Annotated in this window: 22 protein-coding genes; 13 read left to right on the top strand and 9 right to left on the bottom strand. The window is 70.3% G+C overall.

Annotation, left to right across the window (positions count from 1 at the left end):
* The first annotated feature begins 41 nt into the window (after positions 1–41).
* The 4 genes from E4191_RS09930 to E4191_RS09915 all read left to right on the top strand — a co-directional run bounded on the left by E4191_RS09930 (position 42) and on the right by E4191_RS09915 (position 3,738).
* Positions 42–1,058, top strand: coding sequence for an ABC transporter permease (locus E4191_RS09930; protein WP_407947063.1), 1,017 nt, complete (start codon positions 42–44; stop codon positions 1,056–1,058).
* Positions 1,055–2,002 (top strand): nickel transporter permease, encoded by a 948-nt coding sequence (gene nikC, locus E4191_RS09925; protein WP_135313276.1) that lies wholly within the window; start codon positions 1,055–1,057, stop codon positions 2,000–2,002. Before E4191_RS09930 ends, nikC begins: the two co-directional genes overlap by 4 nt.
* The gene (locus E4191_RS09920; protein ID WP_176562591.1) at positions 1,999–2,886 is read left to right on the top strand and encodes an ABC transporter ATP-binding protein; all 888 of its coding nucleotides are present in this window, start codon (positions 1,999–2,001) and stop codon (positions 2,884–2,886) included. The genes nikC and E4191_RS09920 overlap by 4 nt, the downstream gene beginning before the upstream one ends.
* A 75-nt stretch (positions 2,887–2,961) precedes the next feature.
* Complete coding sequence (locus tag E4191_RS09915; protein WP_135313274.1) at positions 2,962–3,738, top strand: ABC transporter ATP-binding protein; 777 nt, start codon at positions 2,962–2,964, stop codon at positions 3,736–3,738.
* Here the strand turns inward: E4191_RS09915 and E4191_RS09910 are convergent.
* The 8 genes from E4191_RS09910 to E4191_RS09875 all read right to left on the bottom strand — a co-directional run bounded on the left by E4191_RS09910 (position 3,735) and on the right by E4191_RS09875 (position 13,162).
* Entirely contained in the window at positions 3,735–4,895 is a 1,161-nt protein-coding gene (locus E4191_RS09910; RefSeq protein WP_228461223.1) for a glycosyltransferase, read from the bottom strand. The genes E4191_RS09915 and E4191_RS09910 overlap by 4 nt on opposite strands.
* A 5-nt stretch (positions 4,896–4,900) precedes the next feature.
* A complete protein-coding gene (locus tag E4191_RS09905) occupies positions 4,901–5,878 on the bottom strand; it encodes a glycosyltransferase family 2 protein (RefSeq protein WP_135313273.1) in 978 nt (325 codons plus the stop codon).
* Entirely contained in the window at positions 5,875–7,029 is a 1,155-nt protein-coding gene (locus E4191_RS09900; protein ID WP_135313272.1) for a glycosyltransferase, read from the bottom strand. Before E4191_RS09900 ends, E4191_RS09905 begins: the two co-directional genes overlap by 4 nt.
* Complete coding sequence (locus tag E4191_RS09895; protein ID WP_135313271.1) at positions 7,022–9,145, bottom strand: HAD family hydrolase; 2,124 nt, start codon at positions 9,143–9,145, stop codon at positions 7,022–7,024. The genes E4191_RS09900 and E4191_RS09895 overlap by 8 nt, the downstream gene beginning before the upstream one ends.
* Before the next feature lie 105 nt (positions 9,146–9,250).
* Complete coding sequence (locus E4191_RS09890; protein WP_135313270.1) at positions 9,251–10,114, bottom strand: ABC transporter ATP-binding protein; 864 nt, start codon at positions 10,112–10,114, stop codon at positions 9,251–9,253.
* Positions 10,114–11,136, bottom strand: a complete 1,023-nt coding sequence (locus E4191_RS09885) for a FecCD family ABC transporter permease (RefSeq protein ID WP_135314422.1) — start codon at positions 11,134–11,136, stop codon at positions 10,114–10,116. The genes E4191_RS09890 and E4191_RS09885 overlap by 1 nt, the downstream gene beginning before the upstream one ends.
* Positions 11,137–11,159: 23 nt before the next feature.
* Positions 11,160–12,188, bottom strand: a complete 1,029-nt coding sequence (locus E4191_RS09880; RefSeq protein ID WP_135313269.1) for a FecCD family ABC transporter permease — start codon at positions 12,186–12,188, stop codon at positions 11,160–11,162.
* A complete protein-coding gene (locus E4191_RS09875) occupies positions 12,185–13,162 on the bottom strand; it encodes an ABC transporter substrate-binding protein (protein ID WP_135313268.1) in 978 nt (325 codons plus the stop codon). Before E4191_RS09875 ends, E4191_RS09880 begins: the two co-directional genes overlap by 4 nt.
* 243 nt (positions 13,163–13,405) lie before the next feature.
* On the opposite strand from E4191_RS09875, the gene E4191_RS09870 reads away from it, so the two are divergent.
* Both E4191_RS09870 and E4191_RS09865 read left to right on the top strand, forming a co-directional pair.
* A complete protein-coding gene (locus E4191_RS09870; RefSeq protein ID WP_135313267.1) occupies positions 13,406–15,505 on the top strand; it encodes a TonB-dependent siderophore receptor in 2,100 nt (699 codons plus the stop codon).
* A 172-nt stretch (positions 15,506–15,677) separates the two neighbouring features.
* On the top strand, positions 15,678–16,967 hold the full coding sequence (locus E4191_RS09865) for a glycerate kinase type-2 family protein (RefSeq protein ID WP_135313266.1): 1,290 nt from the start codon (positions 15,678–15,680) through the stop codon (positions 16,965–16,967).
* Positions 16,968–16,971: 4 nt separating this feature from the next.
* Here the strand turns inward: E4191_RS09865 and E4191_RS09860 are convergent, their stop codons facing one another.
* Complete coding sequence (locus E4191_RS09860) at positions 16,972–17,667, bottom strand: GntR family transcriptional regulator (protein WP_135313265.1); 696 nt, start codon at positions 17,665–17,667, stop codon at positions 16,972–16,974.
* An 84-nt stretch (positions 17,668–17,751) separates the two neighbouring features.
* On the opposite strand from E4191_RS09860, the gene uxaC reads away from it, so the two are divergent.
* From uxaC to kduD, 7 genes are read left to right on the top strand one after another with little or no spacing between them, the layout of a single operon-like run.
* Positions 17,752–19,158: a glucuronate isomerase gene (gene uxaC, locus E4191_RS09855; protein WP_135313264.1), complete on the top strand. Its 1,407-nt coding sequence runs from the start codon at positions 17,752–17,754 to the stop codon at positions 19,156–19,158.
* A 23-nt stretch (positions 19,159–19,181) separates the two neighbouring features.
* Positions 19,182–20,153 carry a TRAP transporter substrate-binding protein gene (locus E4191_RS09850; RefSeq protein ID WP_135313263.1) on the top strand — a complete coding sequence of 324 codons (972 nt, stop codon included), beginning with the start codon at positions 19,182–19,184 and terminating at the stop codon, positions 20,151–20,153.
* A gap of 55 nt (positions 20,154–20,208) precedes the next feature.
* The gene (locus tag E4191_RS09845; RefSeq protein WP_135313262.1) at positions 20,209–20,826 is read left to right on the top strand and encodes a TRAP transporter small permease; all 618 of its coding nucleotides are present in this window, start codon (positions 20,209–20,211) and stop codon (positions 20,824–20,826) included.
* Between the two features lie 4 nt (positions 20,827–20,830).
* On the top strand, positions 20,831–22,111 hold the full coding sequence (locus E4191_RS09840) for a TRAP transporter large permease (RefSeq protein ID WP_135313261.1): 1,281 nt from the start codon (positions 20,831–20,833) through the stop codon (positions 22,109–22,111).
* A gap of 14 nt (positions 22,112–22,125) precedes the next feature.
* Positions 22,126–22,407 (top strand): cupin domain-containing protein, encoded by a 282-nt coding sequence (locus E4191_RS09835; protein ID WP_135313260.1) that lies wholly within the window; start codon positions 22,126–22,128, stop codon positions 22,405–22,407.
* A gap of 13 nt (positions 22,408–22,420) precedes the next feature.
* Positions 22,421–23,245 (top strand): 5-dehydro-4-deoxy-D-glucuronate isomerase, encoded by an 825-nt coding sequence (kduI, locus tag E4191_RS09830; protein WP_135313259.1) that lies wholly within the window; start codon positions 22,421–22,423, stop codon positions 23,243–23,245.
* Positions 23,242–23,982, top strand: a complete 741-nt coding sequence (kduD, locus tag E4191_RS09825) for a 2-dehydro-3-deoxy-D-gluconate 5-dehydrogenase KduD (RefSeq protein ID WP_135313258.1) — start codon at positions 23,242–23,244, stop codon at positions 23,980–23,982. Before kduI ends, kduD begins: the two co-directional genes overlap by 4 nt.
* Position 23,983: the final 1 nt, after the last annotated feature.

The following is a 23,983-nucleotide window of genomic DNA, read 5'->3' as shown; positions in this document are numbered from 1 at the left end:
CTCCGGGCCGGGGCCGTCCCGACCTGGCGGGCCGCCGCGCCCTGCGCCGCCGCCGCGCCCGCAGCGTGGCGGGCACGATCCTGTCGCTGGCGCTGACGCTCTTGGGCCTGCTGCTGGTGACCTTCATCATCGGTCGCGTCATGCCCATCGACCCGGTGCTGAAGGTCGTGGGCGACCGTGCGACCCAGGCCCAGTACGACGCCGCCTATATCGCCATGGGGCTGGACCAGCCGCTGGTCGTGCAGTTCCTGACCTATATCGGCGACGTGCTGCGGGGCGATTTCGGACGCTCGATCTCGACCGGGCAGCCGGTCAGCGCCGACATCGCCCGCGTCTTTCCCGCCACGCTGGAGCTGGCGACGCTCGGTACCCTGATCGGGGTCGTGATGGGCGTGCCCCTGGGCGTGATCGCCGCCGCCCGCCGGGGCGGGATCATCGACCAGGTCGCCCGCGTGGTGGCGCTGGTGGGCTATTCCATGCCGATTTTCTGGCTGGGGCTGATGGGCCTGCTGATCTTCTACGGCATGCTGGGATGGGTCGGCGGCCCGGGGCGTCAGGGCATCCTCTATGACGGGATGGTCCCCAACGTCACCGGCATGGTGCTGGTCGACAGCCTGATCGCCGGGGACTGGCCCGCCTTCCAGGACGCCTTCAGCCACATCATCCTGCCGGCCAGCCTTCTGGGCTATTACAGCCTGGCCTATATCAGCCGCATGACCCGCAGCTTCATGCTGGAACAGCTGTCCCAGGAATACATCACCACCGCCCGCGTGAAGGGCCTGTCGGAACGCGCGGTGATCTGGCGCCACGCCCTGGGCAACATCGCCATCCCGCTGGTCACGGTCATCGCGCTGTCCTTCGGCTCGCTGCTGGAGGGCTCGGTCCTGACCGAGATCATCTTCAGCTGGCCGGGCCTGGGCAGCTACATCACCCGCGGCCTTCTGTCGGGCGACATGAACGCGGTGTTGGGCGGCACGGTCGTCGTCGGCGCCTGCTTCGTGGTGCTGAACCTGCTCAGCGACATCCTGTACCGCTTCCTTGACCCGAGGTCGACATGACCGCCGCCCCGACCTCCCCCGACAGCCGCCCCCAGACCCGCCTTCAGACCCGGCGCGACTGGCTGCTCTCGGATGCGCCGCAGACCCGGCGCCAGGCGCGGCTTGGCGCCATCTACCAAGGCTGGCTGACTTTCCGCGCCAACAAGCTGGCGATGCTGGGGCTGGTCATCCTGGTCCTTCTGACCGGCATGGCGATCCTGGCGCCCTGGATCGCGCCGCAAAGCCCCTATGCCCAGAACCTGGCCGACCGGCTGCAGCCGCCCTCGGCCGCGCATTGGCTGGGCACCGACGCATTGGGCCGGGACATCCTGTCCCGGCTGATCCACGGCTCGCGCATCACGCTGTTCATCGTGGGCACGGTGGCGCTGATCGCGCCGATCATCGGGCTGTTCATCGGCACGGTCGCGGGCTTTGCGGGTGGCTGGGTCGACCAGGTGCTGATGCGCATCACCGACATCTTCCTGGCCTTCCCCAAGCTGATCCTGGCGCTGGCCTTCGTGGCGGCCTTGGGCCCCAGCATCGGAAATGCGGTCCTGGCGCTGGCCCTGACCGCCTGGCCGCCCTATGCCCGCCTCGCGCGGGCCGAGACGCTGACCATCCGCAACGCCGATTTCATCGCCGCCGCCCGGCTGCAGGGCGCGGGGCGGCTGCGCCTGCTCATCGGCCATATCTGGCCCCTCTGCGTCAGCTCGCTCATTGTGCGGGTGGCGCTGGACATGGCGGGCATCATCCTGTCGGCGGCGGGCCTGGGCTTCCTGGGCCTCGGCGCGCAGCCGCCCCTGCCGGAATGGGGGGCGATGATCTCGGACGGGCGGGCCTATATCCTCGACTTTTGGTGGGTGGCGGCGATGCCGGGGCTGGCGATCTTCACCGTCTCGATGGCCTTCAACCTGCTGGGCGACGGCCTGCGCGACGTGCTGGACCCCAAGGGAGACAAATCGTGACCGAGGCCCCCCTCCTGTCCGTGCGCGACCTGCGGGTGACCTTCCCCACGCGGCAGGGCAGCTTTCAGGCCGTGCGCGGCGTCAGCTTCGATCTGGGCCGAGAACGGCTTGGCGTCGTGGGCGAAAGCGGCTCGGGGAAATCCATGACCGGCCGCGCCATCCTGGGCCTGATCCGGCCGCCGGGACGGATCGAGGCCGCGTCGATGACGCTGGAGGGCCAGTCGATCCTGGACCTGCCCGAACGCCAAATGCGGCGCATCCGCGGCGGGCGAATCAGCATGGTCATGCAGGACCCCAAGTTCAGCCTGAACCCGGTGATGACGGTCGGCCGCCAGATCATCGAGGCCTATCGCCTGCACGCCGCGGCCCCCCGCGACCAGGCCCGGCAGAAGGCGCTCGAGATGCTCGAGGCGGTGCAGATCCGCGACCCCGAGCGGGTGATGAACGCCTATCCGCACGAAGTCTCGGGCGGCATGGGCCAGCGCATCATGATCGCCATGATGCTAGCCCCGGGACCGCAGATCCTGATCGCGGACGAGCCGACCAGCGCGCTGGACGTGTCGGTCCGGACCGAGGTGCTGCACATCATGGACCGGCTGGTCCGCGACCGGGGCATGGGCCTGATCTTCATCAGCCACGACCTGAACCTGGTCGCGCAGTTCTGCGACCGAGTGCTGATCATGTATGCGGGCCGCATCGTGGAAACGCTGCCCGCCCGCGACCTGCACCAGGCCCGCCATCCCTATACCCAGGGGCTGTTGAACAGCCTGCCGCGCCTGGACGCGCCCGTGTCCCGCCTGCCGGTCCTCGCCCGCCAGGACAGCTGGCGCGACGGCGACCCTCTATTGCCCCGCGCCGACACCGCGCTGCCCGGAGGGCTCTGACATGCACATTCGCCTTGGCGCAAATATCCCGCGGGGGTGCGGGGGCGCGAAGCCTCCGTTCCGACGGTCCCGCCCATGCTGAGCGTGTCGGATCTGAACGTCTGGTTCGGCCAGATCCCCGACCGCGTGGACGCCGTGCGCGGCGCGGGGTTCCAGGTGGCGTCCGGCGAAAGCTTCGGCCTTGTGGGCGAAAGCGGCTCGGGCAAGTCGACCGTCCTGCGCGCCATCGCCGGGCTGATCCCCACCTGGTCGGGGTCGATCCGGGTGGACGGGGCCGACCTGCGCCGCGACCGCCGCGACCGGGTCTTCTTCAAGACCGTGCAGATGGTCTTCCAGGATCCCTATGCCAGCCTGCATCCGCGCCATTCCGTCGATGCCGTCCTGGCCGAGACGCTGCGGCTGCAGGGCATGGACCGGATCGACCAGCGCATCGTGCGGCTGCTGGACGATGTGGGGCTGGGGCAGAGCTTCCGCTTCCGCTATCCCCACCAGCTCTCGGGCGGCCAGCGCCAGCGCGTGGCCATCGCCCGGGCGCTGGCGGCCGAGCCGCGCCTGCTGCTGCTGGACGAACCCACCAGCGCCCTCGATGTCAGCGTCCAGGCCGAGATCCTGAACCTGCTGGCCGACCTGCGGGCCGAGCACGGGCTGACCTATCTGATGGTCAGCCACGACCTGTCGGTGATCGGGCATATGTGCGACCGGCTGGCGGTCATGCAGCAGGGCCGCGTCGTCGAGGTGATGCCGGTCGCAGACCTGCGCGCGGGCCGCAGCACGGCGCCCTATACCGCGCAGCTGATGGCCGCCTCGGCGGGCTACCGCGCCCCGGATGCGGTCGCGGCCCCCGGCGCCTAGATCGCCTGCGGGACCTCGGCCCGGTCCCAGGCCGCGACCAGCCGGTGGGGCAGCTCGATCTCGGGGAAGCGGATGGGGTCGCCCCCCGCCGCGCCGCGATGGGCCAGCGCGCTGGCATAGAGCGCCTCGTAGCCGTCGATCATCCGGTCCAGCGTGAACAGCCGCTCGACCCGCTGCCGGGGGCGGTCGCGGGGGATGGCCAGGGCCGCCTGCAGGGCGCGGTCCAGATCCGAGCCGTCGGCCTTCGCATAGGCGCCCGCATCGCCCACGACCTCGCGCACCGCGCCCATCTCGATCGCCGCGACCGGGGTGCCGCAGGCCATCGCCTCAATGGCCGACAGGCCGAAGGGCTCGTCCCATTGCGGGGTGAACAGCAGGACCGAGGCCCGCCCGTATTCCCGCGCCAGATCGGACCCGGCCAGATGCCCGCCATGGCGGATGCGGGGGCCAAGCGCAGGACGCACCAGCGCCTCGTAATATCCCGAATCCTCGATGCTGCCGAAGATGGTCAGCGCAATGCCCGCCCGAACGGCGGCGGCGATGGCCAGATGCGTGCCCTTGTTGGGGGTGATGCGCCCGGCCCAGACCGCCTCGCCATTGCCCGTCGCGCGGAAGGGCCAGTCGGCCGGATCGATCCCGTTGGGGACCACATGCGCGTCCGGCGCCACCCCGCCCGGCCAGTAGGCGTCCAGATGCCGGCGCGAGCATCCCGTCACCGGATGCCACGGCGCCACGCTGTCGCGCACCGCGCGGGCCAGCGCGTCGAAGGGGGGCACATGCAGCGAGGTGACCATCGGCAATTCCACGCTGCGCGCCAGCCGGGGCGGATAGCGGTGCAGCGTGTTGTTGTGGACGATGTCGAAGCCCTCGTCCCGCAGCCGGGCCAGCGCCTCGGCATGGCTGAGGTCCAGATGGTCGTTCAGCACCTTGGTGCCGTGGAAATCGTTCCAGGGATAGGCGCTGTCGTAATGCTGCCGCATCAGCGGCAGGACCGGCACGCCGACGCGGCTGTCGCCCGCCGCAATCAGTGTCACATCATGGCCGCGCGCCTGCAGGGCATGGGTCAGGTGATGGGCATGCACCTCCATCCCGCCCATGAAGGGAGGCGAGATGGGATGGCGGCAATGCGCCATCACGGCGATCTTCAGCGGGCGCATCGCGGCTATTCCGCGGCGGGCATCAGAAGGCTGTCCTGTGCCCGGCGCAGCTCGGCCACCCGGTCGGGGGCATGGCGGCGGTCGGCCGCGACCTGATGCAGGTGGTCGATCACCCGGCGCGAATTGGCATAGGGCATGTGGCCCTGCTGCTCGCAGAGCGCGATGTCGGCGGCGGCGGGCTCGCGCAGCACCTCCAGCCCCGATGCGGTGTTGCGGATCAACCCCATCAGCTGGAAGGCATAGAGCCAGTGCTCCATCGTCCGGTGGCCCCATTTCGCCGCGAAGACCTCGGTGTTGCGCAGCACCGAATGCAGGTGATGGACGGGGGGCATGCAATGGGGGTGGTACTGGTGATAGACGCGGCCCCCCTTGATCCACCAGATCGGGATGCCCGCCTCGGACAGGGCGCGGCCGAAATCGGTGTCCTCGCCGCCATAGCCAGTGAAGCGCTCGTCAAAGCCTGGCCCGGCCTGCCAACCGGCGCGGTGCATGGCGAAGTTCAGCGACCAGAAGCAGCGGTAATCCGGGCAACGCTCCAGCCCGGCGGCGGGCGGGCCCTGGCGGTCGGAATGGCGCACGGCCATTCCGGCGAAGCGGTCGAAATCCAGCCCCTGGGCCGTCGCGCCGGAGGGCAGATACAGGACCTCGCCCATGAAGAGGCCGCTCTGCCCCTCCATGCAGGCCAGATAGCCCGCGATGAACTCCGGATCGGGCATGCAGTCGACATCGACGAAGACCAGCACATCGCCCGTCGCCGCATCGGCCACCGCGTTGCGCGCGGCGGCCAGGGGCAGCTCGGGGCCGGTGATGCGGATCTGGCGGATCGGGAAGTCGGTCGTGGGCAGGTCGGTGTAATCGCTGTCCTGCATGACGCCGATGATCAGCTCAACCGGGGGATGGGTCTGGGTCTGAAAGCCGCGGATGACATTCTTCAGATGCGCCTCGCGGCCCGAGGCGATGGTCAGGGCCGAAACAGTCGTCATGCATGTGCTCCTTGCACGGGATGGAGGGGGAGGGGCTCCGCGCCCCACAGATCGTCCGACAGCGTCTCCAGCCAGCGCGCCGCCGCGGCGGCCGGATCGGCCGAGATCAGCCGAGCCTGCCGGGCCGGATCGTGGCGGGCCATGGCTTGCGTCACCGCCGCCCGCCAGGCCTGCGCGCTGGAGGGCAGATGCGGCAGATGCAGGGCCGCGCCTGCGCGGTCCAGGGCCTCGGCCTTCAGCCGCTGCTCGTCGAAATAGCGCCATTCGGGAACCACGATCCACGGGCGGCCCGCCGTCAGCACCTGCGCGCAGGTGGTGTTGCCGGTGGACGAGATCACCAGATCGGCGGCGGCCACATGGGTCTCGGGGTCGTCGACCCAGCCCTTGCTGACGAGGTTGCGCCCCTCGGTCGCGTGCCATTCCTCCTGCAGCTTGCCGATGGTCAGCCAGGTCCAGCCGGGAAAGGCCCGCGCCGCAACGCCAAGCGGCGCCTGCGAAAAGCCGGTGCCGCCCGCGCCCGACAGGATCAGCGCCACGGGGCGGTCGGGATCCAGGCTAAGCGCGCGCCGGGCTGTGGCGCGGTCGCCCGCGCGGCTTGCGGTGACGCCGAGGCCCGGGGCGAAGTGGATCTTGTGCGCAAACGCCTGCCAGTCGGGCTGGGCCAGCTCGGCCGCGAAGGGAGCCAGCAGGCCCGCAGCCCCCGCATAGGCCGCCTGATGGCCGGCGTCGTCGCGGGCACCGTGCTGCAGGATCTTGACATGCGGGACCGAGCAGATGCGCGCCAGCTGCGCGATCTCGGCGCTGACATCGCAGATCATCAGCGCGGGATCGGCGCTGGCGAACCATGCGGCGATGGTGCCCATCGCCTGCCGGATGCCGGGCCAGCCCAAGGGCGCGCAATGCAGCGTCTCGGGCGTCTCGACCTGATCCATGTCGACCTCGGCCCCGCCGCGTTCGAACAGCGAGGGGATGCGGGTGATCCGCACATGGCCGGGCAGGGCCGGAAAGATGTCGTCGCGCGCGCAGAAGATCGTCACGGGGCGATCCGGGGGTAGGGCGGCCAGCAGGGCGGCGCAGCGCTCGGCATGGCCCCGGCCCTGATGGTGGACGAAATAGCCGAAGGGTCGGCGCGGCAGGGTCAGGTCACGCATGGGCGGGCTTCGCCGCCTTGGGGGCGGTGCTGCGGGCCAGGCGGGAGGCCGGGACCGGTCCTTGGGTCGGGGTCTGGGACGGCGCGCGGGGCCGGACGGGACCGCCGAGGCCAAGCCGCGTCAGCCCGTCGATGACGCCGGCCGCATGGGTCAGGGGGCTGCGATAGATGCCGGTGCCGCGCAGGTGGTCCAGTTCGGCATAGGCATTGGCGGGCAGGATCGCGGCACCGCTGGCCGCCAGCATGTCGGCATCGTTGCCGCTGTCGCCCGCCGTGATGCAGTGGCCAAGGTCCAGACCCCACCGCGCCGCCTCGAAGCGCAGCGCGGCGGCCTTGCCTGCGCGGGGCGGCAGGATGTCGATGAACTGGCCGTGCGAGGCGATGACGCGGGCGCCAAGGCCCTGCCGGGCCAGGTCGCGGCGCAGATCGTCCGCCAAGGCCGCGGTCCCGAACAGGGACAGCTTCCAGCGGCGCTGCTCGTATCCCGGCTGCCATTGCGGATCATGTTCGGCCAGCAGGGCGGCCACCGCCGCGCGGTCCCAATCGCCGTCCAGATGGCGGGCGTAATCGGCGCAGCGCGCCAAGCGCCCGTCCGGGGACCAGCGCCAGATCTCGCTGCCGACCGAGGTGATGAACAGGTCCGGGCGTGGTAGCTGCCAGTCGTCCAGAACCCGCCGCGCCTGAGAGACCGCGCGCCCGGTGGCGACTGCGAACATCAGCGTCTCGGACCGGGTGGCGTGCCAGTCGCCGAAGCGCAGTGCCGCCGCATAGCTGCCGGTCAACGTGCCGTCGATGTCGCTGGCCAGGATGCGGCGCACGATCCGGCGCGGCCGTGCCGCCGGCTGGCCGAGCGTCCGGCAGAGGGCGACCGAGCGTTCGGCCCAGTCTCCCCAATCGAAGACCGCCAGCGCACGCACCTGCGCCAAGCGGACCCGGGCCGCGCGGTCCGGATCCTCCATCAGCCGCAGGCAGGCGGCGGCGATCTGCGCGGGGTCCTGCGGATCGACCAGCGCGCCGTGGCCCAGCTGCGCCACGATGTCCACCGGCCCGCCGTTCCGGGTGGCCACGACCGGCACACCGGCCTGCGCGGCCTCGATCAGGGTCAGGCCGAAGGGCTCGTGAAAGGCCGGGTTCACGAAGACGCCGCCCTGCGCCGCCCGATCGTACAGCGCGCGCAGCTGCCGGGCGTCATGGCGCGGCGGCAGGGCGACCTTGCCCCACAGCCCGTGCCGGTCGACGCAGTCGAAGAGGCCGCGCAGCACGTGGTTCTGTTCGGCCGGTCCCTGCACGATCCCGTCGCGCAGCCCGGCCAGGATGACCAGATTGGCGCGGGCCTGCAGGACGGGCGAGGCGGCATAGGCCTCGATCAGGCCGATCAGGTTCTTCTTGAGGACAGGGCGCGCCACGGCCAGCAGGATCGGCAGGGACGCATCGCGCAGGAAGGGCGCCAGCAGGCCGTCGGCCGCCGTGGCATCCGACAGCGGCGCCAGATCGACGCCCGGCGCCAGGCAATGGCTGCGCCCCTCGGCATCCGCGCCGTAAGGCAGCAGCTGCCGTTCGGCCTCGTCGCGCGAAGACACGATGATCGCCCCCGCGCCAGCAACGGCAGCGCGCTCCGAGGCGATGCGGGTCCGCAGCGCGGGCAGGCGGTCCGCGTCCGGGCCCTTCTGCAGGGCCAGCGAATGGGGGGTATAGATCCACGGGATGCCGAATTCAGCCTCGGCGGCCCGGGCCAGGCGCGCGGCATCGGCGAAATGGGCATGGATCACGTCGGGCCGCCGGGGCATGTCCCGCAGCAGGTCCAGGAAGGCCAATGTCAGCGCGGGCACCTCGGCCTCCAGCGCCTCCTTGCTCAGGTAGGCATGGTTCGACGTGCGCAGGCGCAGGATGCGGCATCCCGGTGCCACCTCCTCGGTCGTCCGGTCATGCACGGTGTCCAGGCCCGGCGCCCGGAAGGCGCGGGTGACGATATCGACGGCATGGACATCGGCCAGCCGGGCCTGCGCCATGGCCGCGCCCAGGATATAGGCGATGTGGCCGCCCGTGTCTTCCGTGATGCCATAGCTGACCGGCGGCGCCTTGAGGCAACCGCCGAGCGCGACGTGAAGGATGTGCATGAATGGCCTTTCGGCGGGGAAAGAAGGCGCCGCGTGCGACACGCAGCCCATCCCAACGCGTTTTGGCCATCACGGTTCAGTCAGCGGATCGGAAACTGAGAAAGATTATACCCCGCAGCCCGGGGCGCGGGCATCCGGACACCCCTCGGGCATCGCACTGCGATGGCGGCCCAGGGGCAGCATCAGCGGCCGCCCCGAGACCGGATCGGCGATGATGCGGCTGTCCAGACCGAAGACCTGACGCACCATCTCTCGTGTCAGCACCTCGGACGCGGGGCCCGCGGCATGGATGCGGCCCGCGGACATGGCGATCAGGTGATCAGCATAGCGCGCCGCCAGATTGAGGTCGTGCAGCACCATCACCACGGTCGTGCCCCGGTCGCGGTTCAGGTCCGTCAGCAGGTCCAGCACCTCGATCTGGTGGCTGATGTCGAGGAAGGTCGTGGGCTCGTCCAGCAGTAGCAGGTCGGTCTGCTGGGCCAGGGCCATGGCGATCCAGACGCGCTGGCGCTGGCCGCCCGACAGCTCGTCCACCGGGCGTTCTGCCAGATCGGCGGTGCCGGTGACGGTCAGCGCCTCGGCCACGGCGCGGTCGTCGGCGCCGCTCCAGCGCGAGAGCAGGCCGTGATGGGGATGGCGGCCCCGGCTGACCAGATCGGCCACGGTGATCCCCTCGGGCGCGACGGGCGATTGCGGGAGCATGCCCAGGATTTGCGCCAGCTGCCGGGGCGGCATGGCATGGATTGACCGACCGTCCAGCAGCACCTGGCCCGCGCGGGGCGGCAGCAGCCGCGTCAGGCTGCGCAGCAGCGTCGACTTGCCGCAGGCATTGGCGCCGACGATGGCGGTGATCCGGCCCGGCGGCAGGTCCAGATCCAGCCCGGTCAGGATCTGCGCGGGGCCATAGCCCGCCGTCAGGGACCGGGCGATCAGGGCATGGCGGGCAGGGCTGTGGGCGGGAGGGGGCATCAGGTCGCTCCGATCCGGTTGGCGCGGATGATGAGAAGGATGAGGTAGGGGGCACCGAGCGCGCCGGTGACAACCCCCACCGGATAGCGCGCGGGCAGCAGGAACTGCCCCGCATAATCGCCCGCCAGCACCAGCAGCGCCCCCACCAGCGCCGCCGGCAGCAGGGCCGAGCCGCGCGGCCCGGTCATCCGCGCCGCGATCGGCCCCGACAGGAAGGCCACGAAGGCGATGGGTCCGGTCACGGCCGTCGCCACCGCGATCAGCGCGACGGCGGCCAGGATGACCGTCGCACGGGCGCGGCCCACGCGGACGCCAAGGGCGGCGGCGGTGTCCTCGCCCAGGCGCAGCGCCTCCAGATCGCGGGCGCGCGACAGGATCAGCCCGCCGCAGACGATCAGCGCCAAGGCCAGCGGCAGCGCCTGGTCCAGCCGGGCGCCGTTGACGCTGCCGGTCAGCCAGCGCATCGCCTCAAGCAGGTCCCACGCGGGCGCGCGGGCCAGCACATAGGCGATCACGCTGTCCAGCATGGCCGAGATGCCGATGCCCACCAGGATCAGCCGCGTCCCCGCGATGCCGCCCCGGAAGGACAGGCCGGTGATCAGCACCGCCACGCCGATCCCCGCCGCCACCGCCAGCAGCGACAGGGCCGCGCCCTCCAGCCCCAGGACCACGATGCCCAGCACCGCCGCCGCGCTGGCGCCCGACGAGATGCCGATGATGTCGGGGCTGGCCAGCGGGTTGCGCAGCAGGGTCTGGAAGGCCGCGCCCGCCAGCCCGAAGCTGGCGCCCGCCAGCAGCGCCAGGGCGGCGCGGGGCAGGCGCAGCTGGCCCACCACGAAGGCCGCGCCGGGGGCATCCTGGCCCGTCAGCACGTGCCAGACCTCGCCCGGCGGCGTGAAATTCTGGCCCAGCATCAGGGTCAGCGCGACCAGTGCCACGACCGCCGCCGCCATCCCCAGGGTGGTGCGGCGCCATCCGCGCATGCGCGCGCGGCGCAGGGCGGCGATGCGGGGGGCGGTCATCGGCGGGGCTGGGGTGTCGGGGCTCACAGCTCGCGGATCCTCTGGCGGCGGACGATCCAGATGAAGACCGGCCCGCCCAGAAGCGCGGTGACGATGCCCACGTCCAGCTCGGCCGGGCGGGCGATCAGGCGGCCCAGGATGTCGGCGGCCAGCAGCAGGCAGGCCCCCGCCAGCGCCGCGAAGGGCAGCAGCCAGCGGTGGTCGGTGCCGGTCAGCAGCCGGCAGGCATGCGGCACGACCAGCCCCACGAAGCCGATCGGTCCGCAGATGGCGGTGGTCGCCCCGGCCAGCAGGATCGCGCCCGCCGCGGCCCAGGCCCGGGCGCGGGCCACCCGTTCCCCGAAGCCCGCCGCCAGCTCGTCGCCCAGGGCCAGCGCGTTCAGCTTGCGCGCCGAGATCATCGCCAGCATGAAGCCCAGGGCCAGGAAGGGCGCCACATGGCCGATGCCCTCGAAGGTCGCGCCGCCGACGCCGCCGATCTGCCAGGACCGGATGCCGCCCGCCAGATCGGCCCGGGGCAGCACCACCGCCGCCACCAGCGACGAGAAGGCGACCGAGGTCGCGGCCCCCGCCAGCGCCAGCTTCAGCGGCGTGGCGCCGCCCCGGCCGAGCGAGCCGATGCCATAGACGAAGACCGCCGCCGCCCCCGCGCCCAGGATCGCGGTCCAGACATACTGGTCCAGCGCGGTGATGCCGAACCAGGCGATGCCGATCACCACGGCCAGCGAGGCGCCCATGTTCACCCCCAGGATGCCCGGATCGGCCAGCGGGTTGCGCGTCACGCCCTGCATGATCGCCCCCGACAGGCCCAGGGCGGCACCCGCCAGCGCGGCCAGCGCGGTGCGCGGCAGCCGGGCCGCGACGGCGGCGGTGGCGATGCTGTCCACCTGTCCGCGCAGGGCCAGCGCGATGTCGGGCCAGCCGACCGCCCGGGTGCCCACCGCGACCGAGGCCAGCACCAGCGCGCCCAGTACCAGCAGCGCCAGCCCCAGCCACAGCGGGCGGCGGCCCGCCCGCATCAGGCCGGCGCCAAAGGATGGGCCGCCCCTCATCGGGCCTTGCGCGCCGCGTCGGACAGCAGGCCCACATAGTCGGGCAGCACATAGGAGATCGACAGCGGCGTGGGCGTCGCCGCCGTGCCCAGGGGATCGTTCTGCAGCATCACCACCGCGTCGTTGGCCACCGCCGGCATCCGCGACAGCAGCGGATCGGCGCGCAGCGCCGCCAGCAGGTCGTCGCCGCCATAGGTGACGATGATGTCCACGTCGTCGAACAGGTCGATCCGCTCGGCGCTGATCGCGCCCGCATATTGCCCGGGCAGCGTGGCCTCGGCGACGCTTTGGGGCAGTTCCAGCCCCAGATCGCCGAAGAACTTCACCCGCGCGTCGTTGCCGGTATAGAAATTGATGACGCTGAGGTTCGTGGTGTCCAGATGCGTCACGAACATCGCCCGCTTGCCCGCCAGCTCGGGATGGCCTTCCAGGGTCCGGGCGATCTCGGCCTCGATCCGGGCGATCAGGGCGTCGCCCTCGGGCGCCATGCCCAGCCCGGCGCTGTCCATGCGGATCGTCTGGCGCCAGTCGGTGGCCCAGGGCGCGTCGGGATAGGCCACGACCGGGGCGATCATGCCAAGCGTCGCATAGTCGTCGGCGCTGAGCCCGGAATAGGCCGCCAGGATCACGTCGGGGGCGCTGGCGGCGACCGCCTCGAAATCGATCCCGTCGCCCTCGTCGAAGAGCGGCGGCACCGGCGCGCCCAGTTCCGCCAGTCGGGCCGAGACCCAAGGAAGCACCCCGTCGCCGTCATCGTCGCCGAAATTGGCGCGGGCCATGCCCACCGGCACGATGCCTAAGGCCAGCGGCACCTCGTGATTGGCCCAAGCCACCGTCGCCACGCGCTGCGGCGGCGCCGGGATGGTGGTGGTCCCGAAGGCATGCGGGACGGTCAAGGGAAAGCCCGGATCCTGGGCCAGGGCGGGGGCTGCGGCCAGAAGACAGGCGGCGGACAGGGGAAGGAGGCGGGACATGGGCAGGGTCTTTCACGGGGCGGTCCGGGGGCCGGGGGACCGGGCGGGCGCCCGAAAAGCCCGGGACGGCCGCCGTCCGCCGGGTCCGGCGACGATTTGCGCTGTTTCTGACAAAAACGATAGGATTATACAAGACAAGCGCCGCAAAAAGGTTTAGCAGCCCGGACCAGCCATCGGTCGACGCCCGCAAAGGGCCGCGCCGTCGCCAGACCCGCCCCCCTCTTCAGTCCGGAACCCTTTCCCATGCGCTTTCCCCCTCATGCCCGTCCCCTGTCCCTGATCGCCGCTCTGGCCGGCTGCGCCTCGGTTCTGGCGGTCACCGCCGGGGCGGGGCTGGCACAGGACATGCCCGCCAATGTCACCGTCCTCGATCCGATCCTGCTGGAGGCGGTCGAGGGCGACGACGACGCGGGCTCGATCGTGGCCGCGACCAGCAGTGCGGGCGGGCGGCTGGCCGCGCCCCTGCTGGACACGCCCGCCTCGGTGTCCGTCATCACCTCGCGCGAGATCGCGCAGCGCGGCGCGCAGGGGGTCGAGGAGGTGCTGCAGTATTCCGCCGGCGTCGTCGCGGATTTCTATGGCGCCGACGACCGCTTCGACTACTTCAAGATCCGCGGCTTCGATGCCTATGCCGCCCGCGACGGCCTCAGCCTGGGCCGTCCCTTCGGCGGCATCCGCGAGGAGACCTATGCCTTCGAGCGGGTCGAGGTCGTGCGCGGCGCCATCTCGACCGCGACCGGCGTGTCCGACCCGGGCGGCTCGGTGAACTACGTGACCAAGCTGCCCCGCCGCGCGCGCTTCGGAGAGGTCTATGGCACGGTCGGTTCGGACGACCGGGGCGAGATCGGCTTCGATCTGGGCGACAATTTCACCCCCGATGCGACGCTGTCCTGGCGGCTGACCGGCAAGCTGCGCGACGCGGATGCCGAATACGACAACTCGCGCGACGATGCGGGCTTCCTGATGGGCGGGCTGACCTGGCGCCCGTCGGAGGCGACCAGCCTCAGCGTGGTGGTCGATCATCTGGACCTGGAGGGCGTGCCGGGCAGCGGCGGCCATCCGATCGGCACCGATTTCGACCGTGACCGCTTCTTCGGAGAGCCGGGCTACAACTTCCGGGGCACCGAGCGGACCAGCGTGACGGCGCTCCTGGACCATGACTTCGGCACCGGCCTCAGCGCCAGCGCCCGGCTGCGCTATTCCGACACGGCCAGCGATTACGGCTATGCCTATATCGCCGCCACGCCCACCGATGGCAGCACCGTCGCCACGCGGTCCTTCTTCGGCAACGATGCCGCGCTGACCGCGCTGATCGGCACGGCGCAGCTGCAATACGACACCAGCTTCGGCGGCACCGGCAGCCGCACCGTCGCCGGGGTGGAATTCGCCGACCGCGACCGCGACAACGACACCTTCTTCGGCCCGGCCCCGGGCATCGACTGGACCGATCCGATCTATGCCGGCGCGCCGGAGGACGTGCCGCTGATCGCCAGCACGACCAACGACCAGCGCGGTCGCGCGATCTTTGCCGAACAGGAGCTGACCTTCGCCGACCGGTTCATCGTCACCGCCGGGCTGCGCCACGACTGGCTGGACATCACCGAGACGGACAACCTGACAGGGACCACCGCCCGGGGCGAGATCAGCGAGACGACCGGCAGGCTGGGCCTGACCTGGAAGGTCACGCCCGAGGTCTCGACCTATGCCAGCTATGCGCAATCGGTCGTCCCCGCAGGCATCGGCACCGATCCCGAGGAGGGGCGGCAGGTCGAGCTGGGCGTCAAGTACCAGCCGCTTGGCACGACCGCGCTGTTCAGCGCTGCCGTCTACGACCTGACGCGCACGAACCTGACCCGCACCGACCCGGTCACCCTGCTGCCCGCCACCATCGGAGAGGTCAGCGCCCGGGGCCTGGATCTGGAGGCCAAGGCCGAGTTGACCCCGGCGATCAGCCTGACCGCCGCCTATTCCTGGATCGACCAGGAGATCGTCAAGAATGGCACCTCGGGCAATCTGGGCAACCGCCCCCTGCTGGTGCCGGAACAGTCGGCCTCGCTCTGGGCGACCTATACGCTGGTCGGGCAGGGCGCGCGGGGGGACATGACCTTCTCTCTGGGCGGGCGCTATACGGGCCAGCACTTCTACGACGATGCCAACACGGTGGGCACGGGCGGCACGGTGGTGGTCGATGCGGCCTATGGCTGGCAGCTGCGCGACGACACCGCGCTGACGCTGAATGTCAGCAACCTCTTCGACCGCAAATATGTGGCGAATGGCGGCTTCGGGGCGGATTTCTACAATCCCGGCCGCCAGGTCACGGCGACGCTGCGCCGCAGCTGGTAACGATCTTTGCGGCCCCCCGGCGCGGGGGCCTTCGGCCGGGGCCGAGTTGCCTTTGAGGCGTCGAGGCCCCGGAGATCAGGACAAGCCGCGCCTTGAGACCTTCGGTCCGGGGGGCGGTGGCAAAGCCCGATCCCGCCGGTTATGTTGCCCGAAAGAGGGCAGGGGGACCGCGATGACGCAGCAGGACGACTGGACCGCAGACCGGGCAAAGGCGCTGCTGCGCGCCATGTTCGACGCGGCGGTGGCGGCGGCCGATCCCGCGCGGGTGCTGGCGGCGCATCTGCCCGAGGCCCCGCGCGGGCGCTGCATCGTGCTGGGCGCGGGCAAGTCCGCCGCCGCCATGGCCGCCGCGGTCGAGGCGGCCTGGCCCGATGTCGATCTGTCGGGCGTGGTCGTCACCCGGCATGGCCATGCCGTTCCCACGCGGCGCATCACCGTGCGCGAGGCGTCCCACCCGGTGCCCGACGCGGCCTCGGAAGCGGCGGCCCACGAGATCCTGGCGGCGGCGCAGGCGGCGGGACCGGACGATCTGGTGCTGGCGCTGATCTCGGGCGGGGGGTCGGCGCTGATGGCGGCGGCGCGTCCGCCGCTGACGCTGGCCGACAAGATCGCGGTGAACCGGCTGCTGCTGCGGTCCGGCCTGACGATCGAGGACATGAACCGCATCCGCCGCCGCCTGTCGTTGGTCAAGGGCGGCGGGCTGGCACGGGCGGTGGCGCCGGCGCGGCTGGTGACGCTGGCGATCTCGGACGTGCCCGGCGACGATCCGGCAGCCATCGCCTCGGGGCCGACGGTGGCCGATCCCACGGCGGGCGACGATCTGGCGCCGCTGGTGGCGCGTCTGGGGGAGGACCTGCCGGAGGCGGTGCGCGCCCTGCTGCTGGCGCCGCCCCCGCCGCCGCTGCCGGACATGCAATCGGACTATCGCCTGATCGCCACGCCGCAGATGTCGCTGCTGGCGGCGGCCGAGGTCGCGCGGGCGGCGGGCGTCACGCCCCTGCTGCTGGGTGACGCGCTGGAGGGCGAGGCCGCGCAGCTGGGCATCGCGATGGCCGGAATGGCCCGCGCCACGGCCCGCCACGCCACCCCCACAGCCCCGCCCGCCGTGCTGCTGTCGGGCGGCGAGACGACGGTGACCATCGGCCAGGCCGCGCCGGGACGCGGCGGGCGCAACACCGAATTCCTGCTGTCTCTGGCCCTGACCCTGCGCGGCCTGCCCGGCACCTTCGCGCTGGCGGCCGATACCGACGGCATCGACGGCACCGAGGATGCGGCGGGCGCGGTGATCGGCCCCGACCTGAGGGCCCGCGCGGCGGAATGTGGTCTGGACCCGCAGGCCAGCCTTGATGCCCATGACAGCTGGACGCTGTTTCAGGCGACCGGCAGCCTGATCCGCACCGGCCCCACCCTGACCAACGTGAACGACTTCCGCGCCGTGCTGGTCACCGGCCGCGCCGGATAGTCCGTCAGCCGAGGATGCCGGGCTGGTCGCTGCGCAGGCGGTCCAGGATATGCTCGATATGGCTCAGATGCAGGCGCACCGCGGCGGCGGCGGCCTCGGGGTCGCGGGCGCGCAGGGCGGTCAGGATCTGGCGATGCTCGATCCAGGCGGTCGAGGCGCCGTAGGACAGCGACAGGAACCGCGCGCGGTCCATGTGCCCCTTGGTGTCGCGGACCAGGTTCCAGACGAATTCCTTGCCCGCACCCGCGCAGATGTCGTGGTGGAACTGGTCGTCCAGCGCGTGAAAGCCCGCACGGTCGTCGGCACGGCTGGCGGCCTCCTGCGCGTCGATCAGCCCCTCCAGCCCGTCCCAATCGGCGGGGTCCAGCCGCAGGGCGGCGACGCGCATCGTGGCCTCCTCCAGCGCGCTGCGCACGAAATAGGCCTGCATGACCGCCTCGGTCGAGATCGGCGTCACCGTGGTCGCGCGCTGCGGGCGGATCTGGATGAAGCCCAGCTGCGACAGCCGGTAGAAGGCGTCGCGCACCGGCTGGCGCGACACGCCCATCTGCGAGGCGACCTCGGCCTCGGACAGCTTCGCGCCCGGGGGCAGGGACAGGTTCACCACCCGCGCATACAGATCGTGGAAGATGTGGTCCGTCACGCTGCGGGGGCGCAGGTCCTCCATCGCCGGCAGGGCTGCGACATCGGGCTGAGGCATGGGGTCGGCTCCGATTGACGTGTCTCGTAAACTAGCATATTAGACGACAAGCCTTATGGCAAGCGAGTCGGAGGAGAGCGTCGCGTGGCACTTGTGGCAGAAGACCGTCTTTTTCCCGTCGAGGGGCGCAGCCGCGATCTGGCCCGCGCGCTTTACGATCAGGTCCGCGATCTGCCGATCCTCAGCCCGCATGGTCACACCGATCCGCGCTGGTTCGCCGAGAACGAGGCGTTTCCGGATCCCGCGCAGCTGTTCGTGACGCCCGATCACTACGTCTTCCGGATGCTCTGCTCGCAAGGCGTGCCGCTGGCCGAACTGGGCGTGCCCCGGGTCGATGGCGGTGCGACCGAGACGGACGGGCGCAAGATCTGGCGGCTGTTCGCCGAGAACTATCACCTGCTGCGCGGCACGCCCTCGCGGCTGTGGCTGGACCATTCCTTCCAGCATCTGTTCGGCATCGACCGCCGCCTGTCGGCCGAGACCTCGGACTGGTATTACGACCGCATCGCCGAAAGCCTGGCCACCCCCGAGTTCCGCCCGCGCGCCCTGTTCGAGCGATTCAACATCGAGGCGATCGCCACGACCGAGGCCGCCACCGACGATCTGCGCTGGCACAGGATGATCAAGGACAGCGGCTGGCAGGGCAGGGTGCTGACCGCCTATCGCCCCGATGGCGTGGTCGATCCCGAGATGGCGGGCTTTGCCGACAACATCGCCCTGATGGGCCAGCAGACCGGCTTCGACACGGGCACCTGGGCGGGCTATCTGGATGCCCACCGGGCGCGGCGGGCCTTCTTCATCGAACATGGCGCGACCTCCAGCGATCACGGCCACCCCAATGCCCGGACCGAGGATCTGCCGCAGGCCGAGGCGGCGGCGCTGTTCGCCAAGGCTCTGCGCGGCGACTGCTCGGCCGACGAGGCCGACGCCTTCCGCGGCCAGATGCTGACCGAGATGGCGCGGATGAGCCTCGAGGACGGGCTGGTCCTGCAGATCCACCCCGGATCGCGACGCAACCATTCCGATCAGGTCATGGGCATGTTCGGGCGCGACAAGGGCTTCGACATCCCGGGCCGCACCGATTACGTGGCCGCCCTGCGCCCGCTGCTCAATGCGGTGGGGATGCGTCCCGACCTGACCGTGGTCCTGTTCACGCTGGACGAGACCGCCTATGCCCGCGAACTGGCGCCCCTGGCCGGCGTCTGGCCCTGCCTGCGGCTCGGGCCGGCATGGTGGTTCCACGACAGCGCCGAGGGCATGCGCCGCTTCCGCGAGATGACCACGGAAACGGCTGGCTTTTACAATACCGTCGGGTTCAATGATGACACCCGCGCGTTCTGCTCGATCCCCGCGCGCCATGACGTCGCCCGCCGGGTCGATTGCAGCTACCTGGCCACTCTGGTCGCCACGGGGCGTCTTGCGGAAGACGAGGCCCCCGAGGTGGCGCACGAGCTGACCTATGGCCTGGCCAAACGGGCCTACCGACTTTGACCGTTCATATCTGGGAGGATACCATGAAACTTCTGATGACATCCCTTGCGGGCCTGCTGGCCTCGGCCAGCTTCGCCGCCGCCTGCGAGATCACGCTGCGGTCCTCGGACACCCATCCCGACGGCTATCCGACCGTCGAGGGCGTCAAGGCCATGGCCGAGGAGGTGCTGGAGCGCACCGACGGCCGCATCTGCATCGAGGTCTTCCCGTCCTCGCAGCTGGGCGAGGAGCGCGACACGATCGAGCAGACCCAGTTCGGCGTGATCGACCTGGTCCGCGCGTCCTTCGGCACGTTCAACGACATCGTGCCGGTCACGCAGACCTTCTCGCTGCCCTACCTGTTCCGCAACGTGGACCACATGCATGCGGTCATGGACGGCCCGATCGGCGAGGAGATCGGCGCGCAGTTCGAGGAACGCGACCTGGTCGTGCTGGCCTATTACGACGGCGGCGCGCGCAGCTTCTACAACTCGCAGCGCCCGATCAACTCGATCGAGGATCTGGCGGGCCTCAAGATCCGCGTCATCCAGAACGACGTCTTCGTGGACATGATGGACGCGCTTGGCGCGGTCGCGACGCCCATGCCCTATGGCGAGGTCTATTCCGGCATCCAGACCGGCGTGATCGACGGCGCGGAAAACAACTATCCCAGCTATGACAGCTCGGGCCATGCCGAGGTGGCGCCCTACTTCACCCTGGACGAGCATCTGATGGTGCCCGAACTTGTCGCCATGTCCAAGACCAGCTGGGACGCGCTGTCGCCCGAGGACCAGACCGTCCTGCGCGAGGCCGCGCGCAATTCCTCGACCACGCAGCGCCAGCTGTGGGCCGAGGCCGAGGCCGCGTCCGAGGAGGCCGTGATCGCGGCGGGCGCCGAGATCGTGCGCGAGATCGACAAGCAGCCCTTCATCGACGCCATGGCGCCGGTCTACGAGAAATACGCGACCTCTCCCGAGGCGCAGGACCTGGTCGAGCGCATCCGCGCGACCGAGTGACGACGACAGCCGCCCGCAATCCTTGCGGGCGGCTTTTTCTTTGGGGGGACGCGCGATGCGCGAGGGATTGATCAGATTTGCCACCCTGACCGGCGCCGTGGCGCAGGTGGGGCTGTGGCTGGCGGGCACGGGACTGGTCCTGATGACCGTCTTCGTCTTCGCGCAGGTGTTCTATCGCTATGTCATCGGCTCCAGCCTGTTCTGGGCGGAACCGGCGGCGGTCATGCTGATGGGCTGGTTCATCTTTCTGGGCGCCGCCGTGGGCGTCAAGGAGGGCTATCACCTGTCCTTCGACGTGGGCCTGATGGTCGTGCCGGAAAGCTGGCGGCCGTGGTTCCACAGCTTCTCGGACGTGGTCGTGACGGGCTTCGGCTTCGGCATGGTCTGGTTCGGCTGGCAGCTGGCCGCGCGCGCCTCGACCGGCGTGGTGCCGGGCCTGGGGATCTCGCGCCTGTGGGATTTCGTGCCGCTGATCGGTGGCGGCCTGCTTCTGATGCTGTTCTCGGTCGAGCGGATCCTGCGCCGGGCCGCGGGCCTGCGCACGCTGCGCTTCGGCGACAATGACGAGATCGAGGACGTGGCCGGGGCCGGTTCGGCCGCGCCGCTGATGGCCGCCGAGGCCCTTCACGACCGCAACACGACGGCGGCGCCGCGCGCCCGCAAGGGGGACTGACGCCATGGAATTGTGGATCCTGTTTGGCAGCTTCGTGGCGCTGCTGCTGATCGGCACGCCGGTCGCCTTCTGCCTGGGCGTGGCCAGCTTCCTGACCGTCCTCTACATGGGACTGCCGCCGGTGGTGGTGTTCCAGCGTCTGAACAGCGGCATATCCGTGTTCGCGCTGATGGCCATTCCCTTCTTCATCTTCGCGGGCGACCTGATGGTGCGGGGCGACATCGCCCGGCGGCTGGTGGCGCTGGCGGGGGCCATGATCGGCCATGTCCGCGGCGGCCTGGGGCAGGTCAACATCGTGGCCAGCCTGATGTTCGGCGGCGTGTCGGGATCGGCCGCGGCCGATGCGAGTGCCGTCGGCGGGCTGATGGTGCCGCAGATGAAGGAACGCGGCTATGACGTCGACTACGCGGTCAACATCACGGTGGTCAGCTCGATCATCGCACTGATGGTGCCGCCCAGCCACAACATGATCATCTATTCGATCGCCGCCGGCGGGCGGCTGTCCATCGCGGACCTGTTCACCGCCGGGATCATCCCGGGCCTGCTGCTGGCCTTCATGCTGATGATCGCCGCCTGGTGGGTGGCCCGCAAGAAGGGCTACCCGACCGAGCCCTTCCCGGGCTTCCGCATGCTGGGCACCCTGGCCGTCGCCGCCCTGCCGGGCCTGATCCTGATCGCCATCATCTTCGGCGGCGTGCGCTCGGGCTGGTTCACGGCCTCGGAATCCTCGAACGTGGCGGTCGTCTATGCGCTCTTGGTGACCACGCTGGTCTATCGCAGCCTGCCGTGGTCCGAGTTCGTCGAGGCCACCAAGGGCGCCGTGCGCACGACCGCGATGGTGCTGCTGGTGATCGGCACCGCCGCCTGCTTCGGCTGGCTTCTGGCCTATCTGCGCGTGCCGACCCAACTGGTCGAGATCCTGCAGAACGTGTCGGACAACCCCATCGTGATCCTGCTCTTGATGAACATCATCCTGCTGATCCTGGGCACGTTCATGGACATGTCGCCGCTGATCGTGATCACCACGCCGATCTTCCTGCCGGTCGCCGTTGCCTTCGGGGTGGACCCGGTGCATTTCGGGGTCATCCTGATCCTGAACCTGGGGATCGGCCTGTGCACGCCGCCCGTCGGCGCGGTGCTGTTCGTGGGCTGCGCGGTCGGCCGCATCAGCATCTGGCAGGCGATGCGCACCATCTGGCCCTTCTACGGCGCGGCTTTCGCCACGCTGATGCTGGTCACCTACGTGCCCGCGCTGTCGCTGTGGCTGCCCTCGATGTTCCGCTGAAAGGACCCCGTCCCATGACCGATCCCGTCCGCACCGTGCTGGCCCATGCGCCCGAGCTGATGGTCGTCCGCTTCGCCTTTGGCGAAGGGGACAGCGGCGCGCTGCACAGCCATCCGCATGTGCAATCGACCTATGTGCGCTCGGGCCGCTACCGCTTCACCATCGACGACCGCGCCTTCGAGGTCGGACCCGGCGACGCCTTCGTCATCCCTTCGGGCGCCACCCATGGCTGCCTCTGTCTGGAGGAGGGCGAGCTGATCGACAGCTTCACCCCCCGCCGCGACGATTTTCTCTGAAAAGGACTTCCCCATGACCCATGTCGACACCCGCCACGCGATCCATCCCGACCACGCCCGCGCCATGGACACCGCCACCCTGCGCCAGCACTTCCTGGCCGAAGGTCTGTTCGCCGAGGGAGAGGTCCGGCTGGTCTATACCCATTACGACCGCTTCGTGGTGGGCGGCGCCGTGCCCGCCGGGGGCAGCCTGACCCTGGACAAGATCGAGGAGACCAAGACCCCCAGCTTCCTCGATCGCCGCGAGATGGGCATCGTGAACATCGGCGGCATGGGCCGCATCGAGGCTGCGGGCGAGGCTTGGGACATGGCCCCGGGCGACGTGCTGTATCTGGGCATGGGTGCGGGGGCGGTGACGTTCTCGGGCGAGGGGCGGTTCTACATCACCTCGGCGCCGGCGCATCGCGCGCTGCCGCATCGGCTGGTGACGGTCGACGAGGCCAAGAAGGTCGAGATGGGCGCCACCGAGACCTCGAACAAACGCGTCATCAAGCAGTTCATCCACCCGCTGGTCATGGAAAGCTGCCAGCTGGTGCTGGGCTATACCTCGCTGCAGGAGGGGTCCGTCTGGAACACCATCCCCAGCCATGTCCATGACCGCCGGATGGAGGCCTATCTCTATCACGGCATGGCGCCGGAATCGCGCGTGCTGCACCTGATGGGTGAGCCGCAGGAAACCCGCCACATCTTCGTCTCAAACGAGCAGGCCGTGCTGTCGCCGCCCTGGTCGATCCATTCGGGCGCGGGCATCGGCGAATACACCTTCATCTGGGCAATGGCCGGGGACAATGTCGATTACACCGACATGGACTTCATCCAGCCCAAGGACATGCTGTGAGCGCGTTCTCCCTCAAGGGCCGCACCGCGCTGGTGACCGGGGCCAATACCGGCATCGGTCAGGCCATCGCAGTGGCCATGGCAGAGGCGGGGGCCCATGTCATCGCCAGCGGTCGCCGCGATTGCGACGAGACGCTGGAGATGATGGGCCGGGTCTCGGACAAGGCGGGGCGGTCGCTGATGCTCGACTTTGCCGATCCGATGGCCGCGCGCGACGTCTTTGCCGATCAGCGGATCGACATCCTGGTCAACAACGCCGGCATCATCCGCCGCGACGATGCGGTCGACTTCTCCGAGGCCGATTGGGACGCGGTGATGGACGTGAACCTCAAGGCGCTGTTCTTCACCTGCCAGGCCTTCGCGCGTGCGGCGCTGCCGCGCGGCAGGGGCAAGATCGTCAACATCGCGTCCCTGCTGTCGTTTCAGGGGGGCATCCGCGTGCCCTCCTATACCGCGTCCAAGCATGGCGTGGCGGGGCTGACCAAGCTGATGGCGAACGAATGGGCGGCCAAGGGCCTGACCGTCAACGCCATCGCGCCGGGCTATATCGAGACGAACAACACCGAGGCGCTGCGCGCCGATCCCGACCGCTCGAAGGCGATCCTGGACCGGATCCCGGCGGGCCGGTGGGGCCGCCCCGAGGACATCGCGCAGACGGCGGTCTTCTTGGCCGCGCCCGCGTCCGATTACATCAACGGCGCCGTCCTGAACGTCGATGGAGGCTGGCTTGCCCGATAGG

The sequence above is a fragment of the Paracoccus liaowanqingii genome, assembly GCF_004683865.2.
Lineage (GTDB): Bacteria > Pseudomonadota > Alphaproteobacteria > Rhodobacterales > Rhodobacteraceae > Paracoccus > Paracoccus liaowanqingii.
Note: the sequence above shows the minus strand (reverse complement) of the source record. Positions and strands in the feature narration are given on the sequence as shown.

Bases quoted from the DNA above. Each gene is read 5' to 3' on its own strand.
- nikC (WP_135313276.1), top strand. From the start codon at position 1,055: ATGACCGCCGCCCCGACCTCCCCCGACAGCCGCCCCCAGACCCGCCTT.
- E4191_RS09915 (WP_135313274.1), top strand. From the start codon at position 2,962: ATGCTGAGCGTGTCGGATCTGAACGTCTGGTTCGGCCAGATCCCCGAC.
- E4191_RS09910 (WP_228461223.1), bottom strand. From the start codon at position 4,895: ATGCGCCCGCTGAAGATCGCCGTGATGGCGCATTGCCGCCATCCCATC.
- E4191_RS09905 (WP_135313273.1), bottom strand. From the start codon at position 5,878: ATGACGACTGTTTCGGCCCTGACCATCGCCTCGGGCCGCGAGGCGCAT.
- E4191_RS09900 (WP_135313272.1), bottom strand. From the start codon at position 7,029: ATGCGTGACCTGACCCTGCCGCGCCGACCCTTCGGCTATTTCGTCCAC.
- E4191_RS09895 (WP_135313271.1), bottom strand. From the start codon at position 9,145: ATGCACATCCTTCACGTCGCGCTCGGCGGTTGCCTCAAGGCGCCGCCG.
- E4191_RS09890 (WP_135313270.1), bottom strand. From the start codon at position 10,114: ATGCCCCCTCCCGCCCACAGCCCTGCCCGCCATGCCCTGATCGCCCGG.
- E4191_RS09885 (WP_135314422.1), bottom strand. From the start codon at position 11,136: ATGACCGCCCCCCGCATCGCCGCCCTGCGCCGCGCGCGCATGCGCGGA.
- E4191_RS09880 (WP_135313269.1), bottom strand. From the start codon at position 12,188: ATGAGGGGCGGCCCATCCTTTGGCGCCGGCCTGATGCGGGCGGGCCGC.
- E4191_RS09875 (WP_135313268.1), bottom strand. From the start codon at position 13,162: ATGTCCCGCCTCCTTCCCCTGTCCGCCGCCTGTCTTCTGGCCGCAGCC.
- E4191_RS09870 (WP_135313267.1), top strand. From the start codon at position 13,406: ATGCGCTTTCCCCCTCATGCCCGTCCCCTGTCCCTGATCGCCGCTCTG.
- E4191_RS09865 (WP_135313266.1), top strand. From the start codon at position 15,678: ATGACGCAGCAGGACGACTGGACCGCAGACCGGGCAAAGGCGCTGCTG.
- E4191_RS09860 (WP_135313265.1), bottom strand. From the start codon at position 17,667: ATGCCTCAGCCCGATGTCGCAGCCCTGCCGGCGATGGAGGACCTGCGC.
- E4191_RS09850 (WP_135313263.1), top strand. From the start codon at position 19,182: ATGAAACTTCTGATGACATCCCTTGCGGGCCTGCTGGCCTCGGCCAGC.
- E4191_RS09845 (WP_135313262.1), top strand. From the start codon at position 20,209: ATGCGCGAGGGATTGATCAGATTTGCCACCCTGACCGGCGCCGTGGCG.
- E4191_RS09840 (WP_135313261.1), top strand. From the start codon at position 20,831: ATGGAATTGTGGATCCTGTTTGGCAGCTTCGTGGCGCTGCTGCTGATC.
- E4191_RS09835 (WP_135313260.1), top strand. From the start codon at position 22,126: ATGACCGATCCCGTCCGCACCGTGCTGGCCCATGCGCCCGAGCTGATG.
- kduI (WP_135313259.1), top strand. From the start codon at position 22,421: ATGACCCATGTCGACACCCGCCACGCGATCCATCCCGACCACGCCCGC.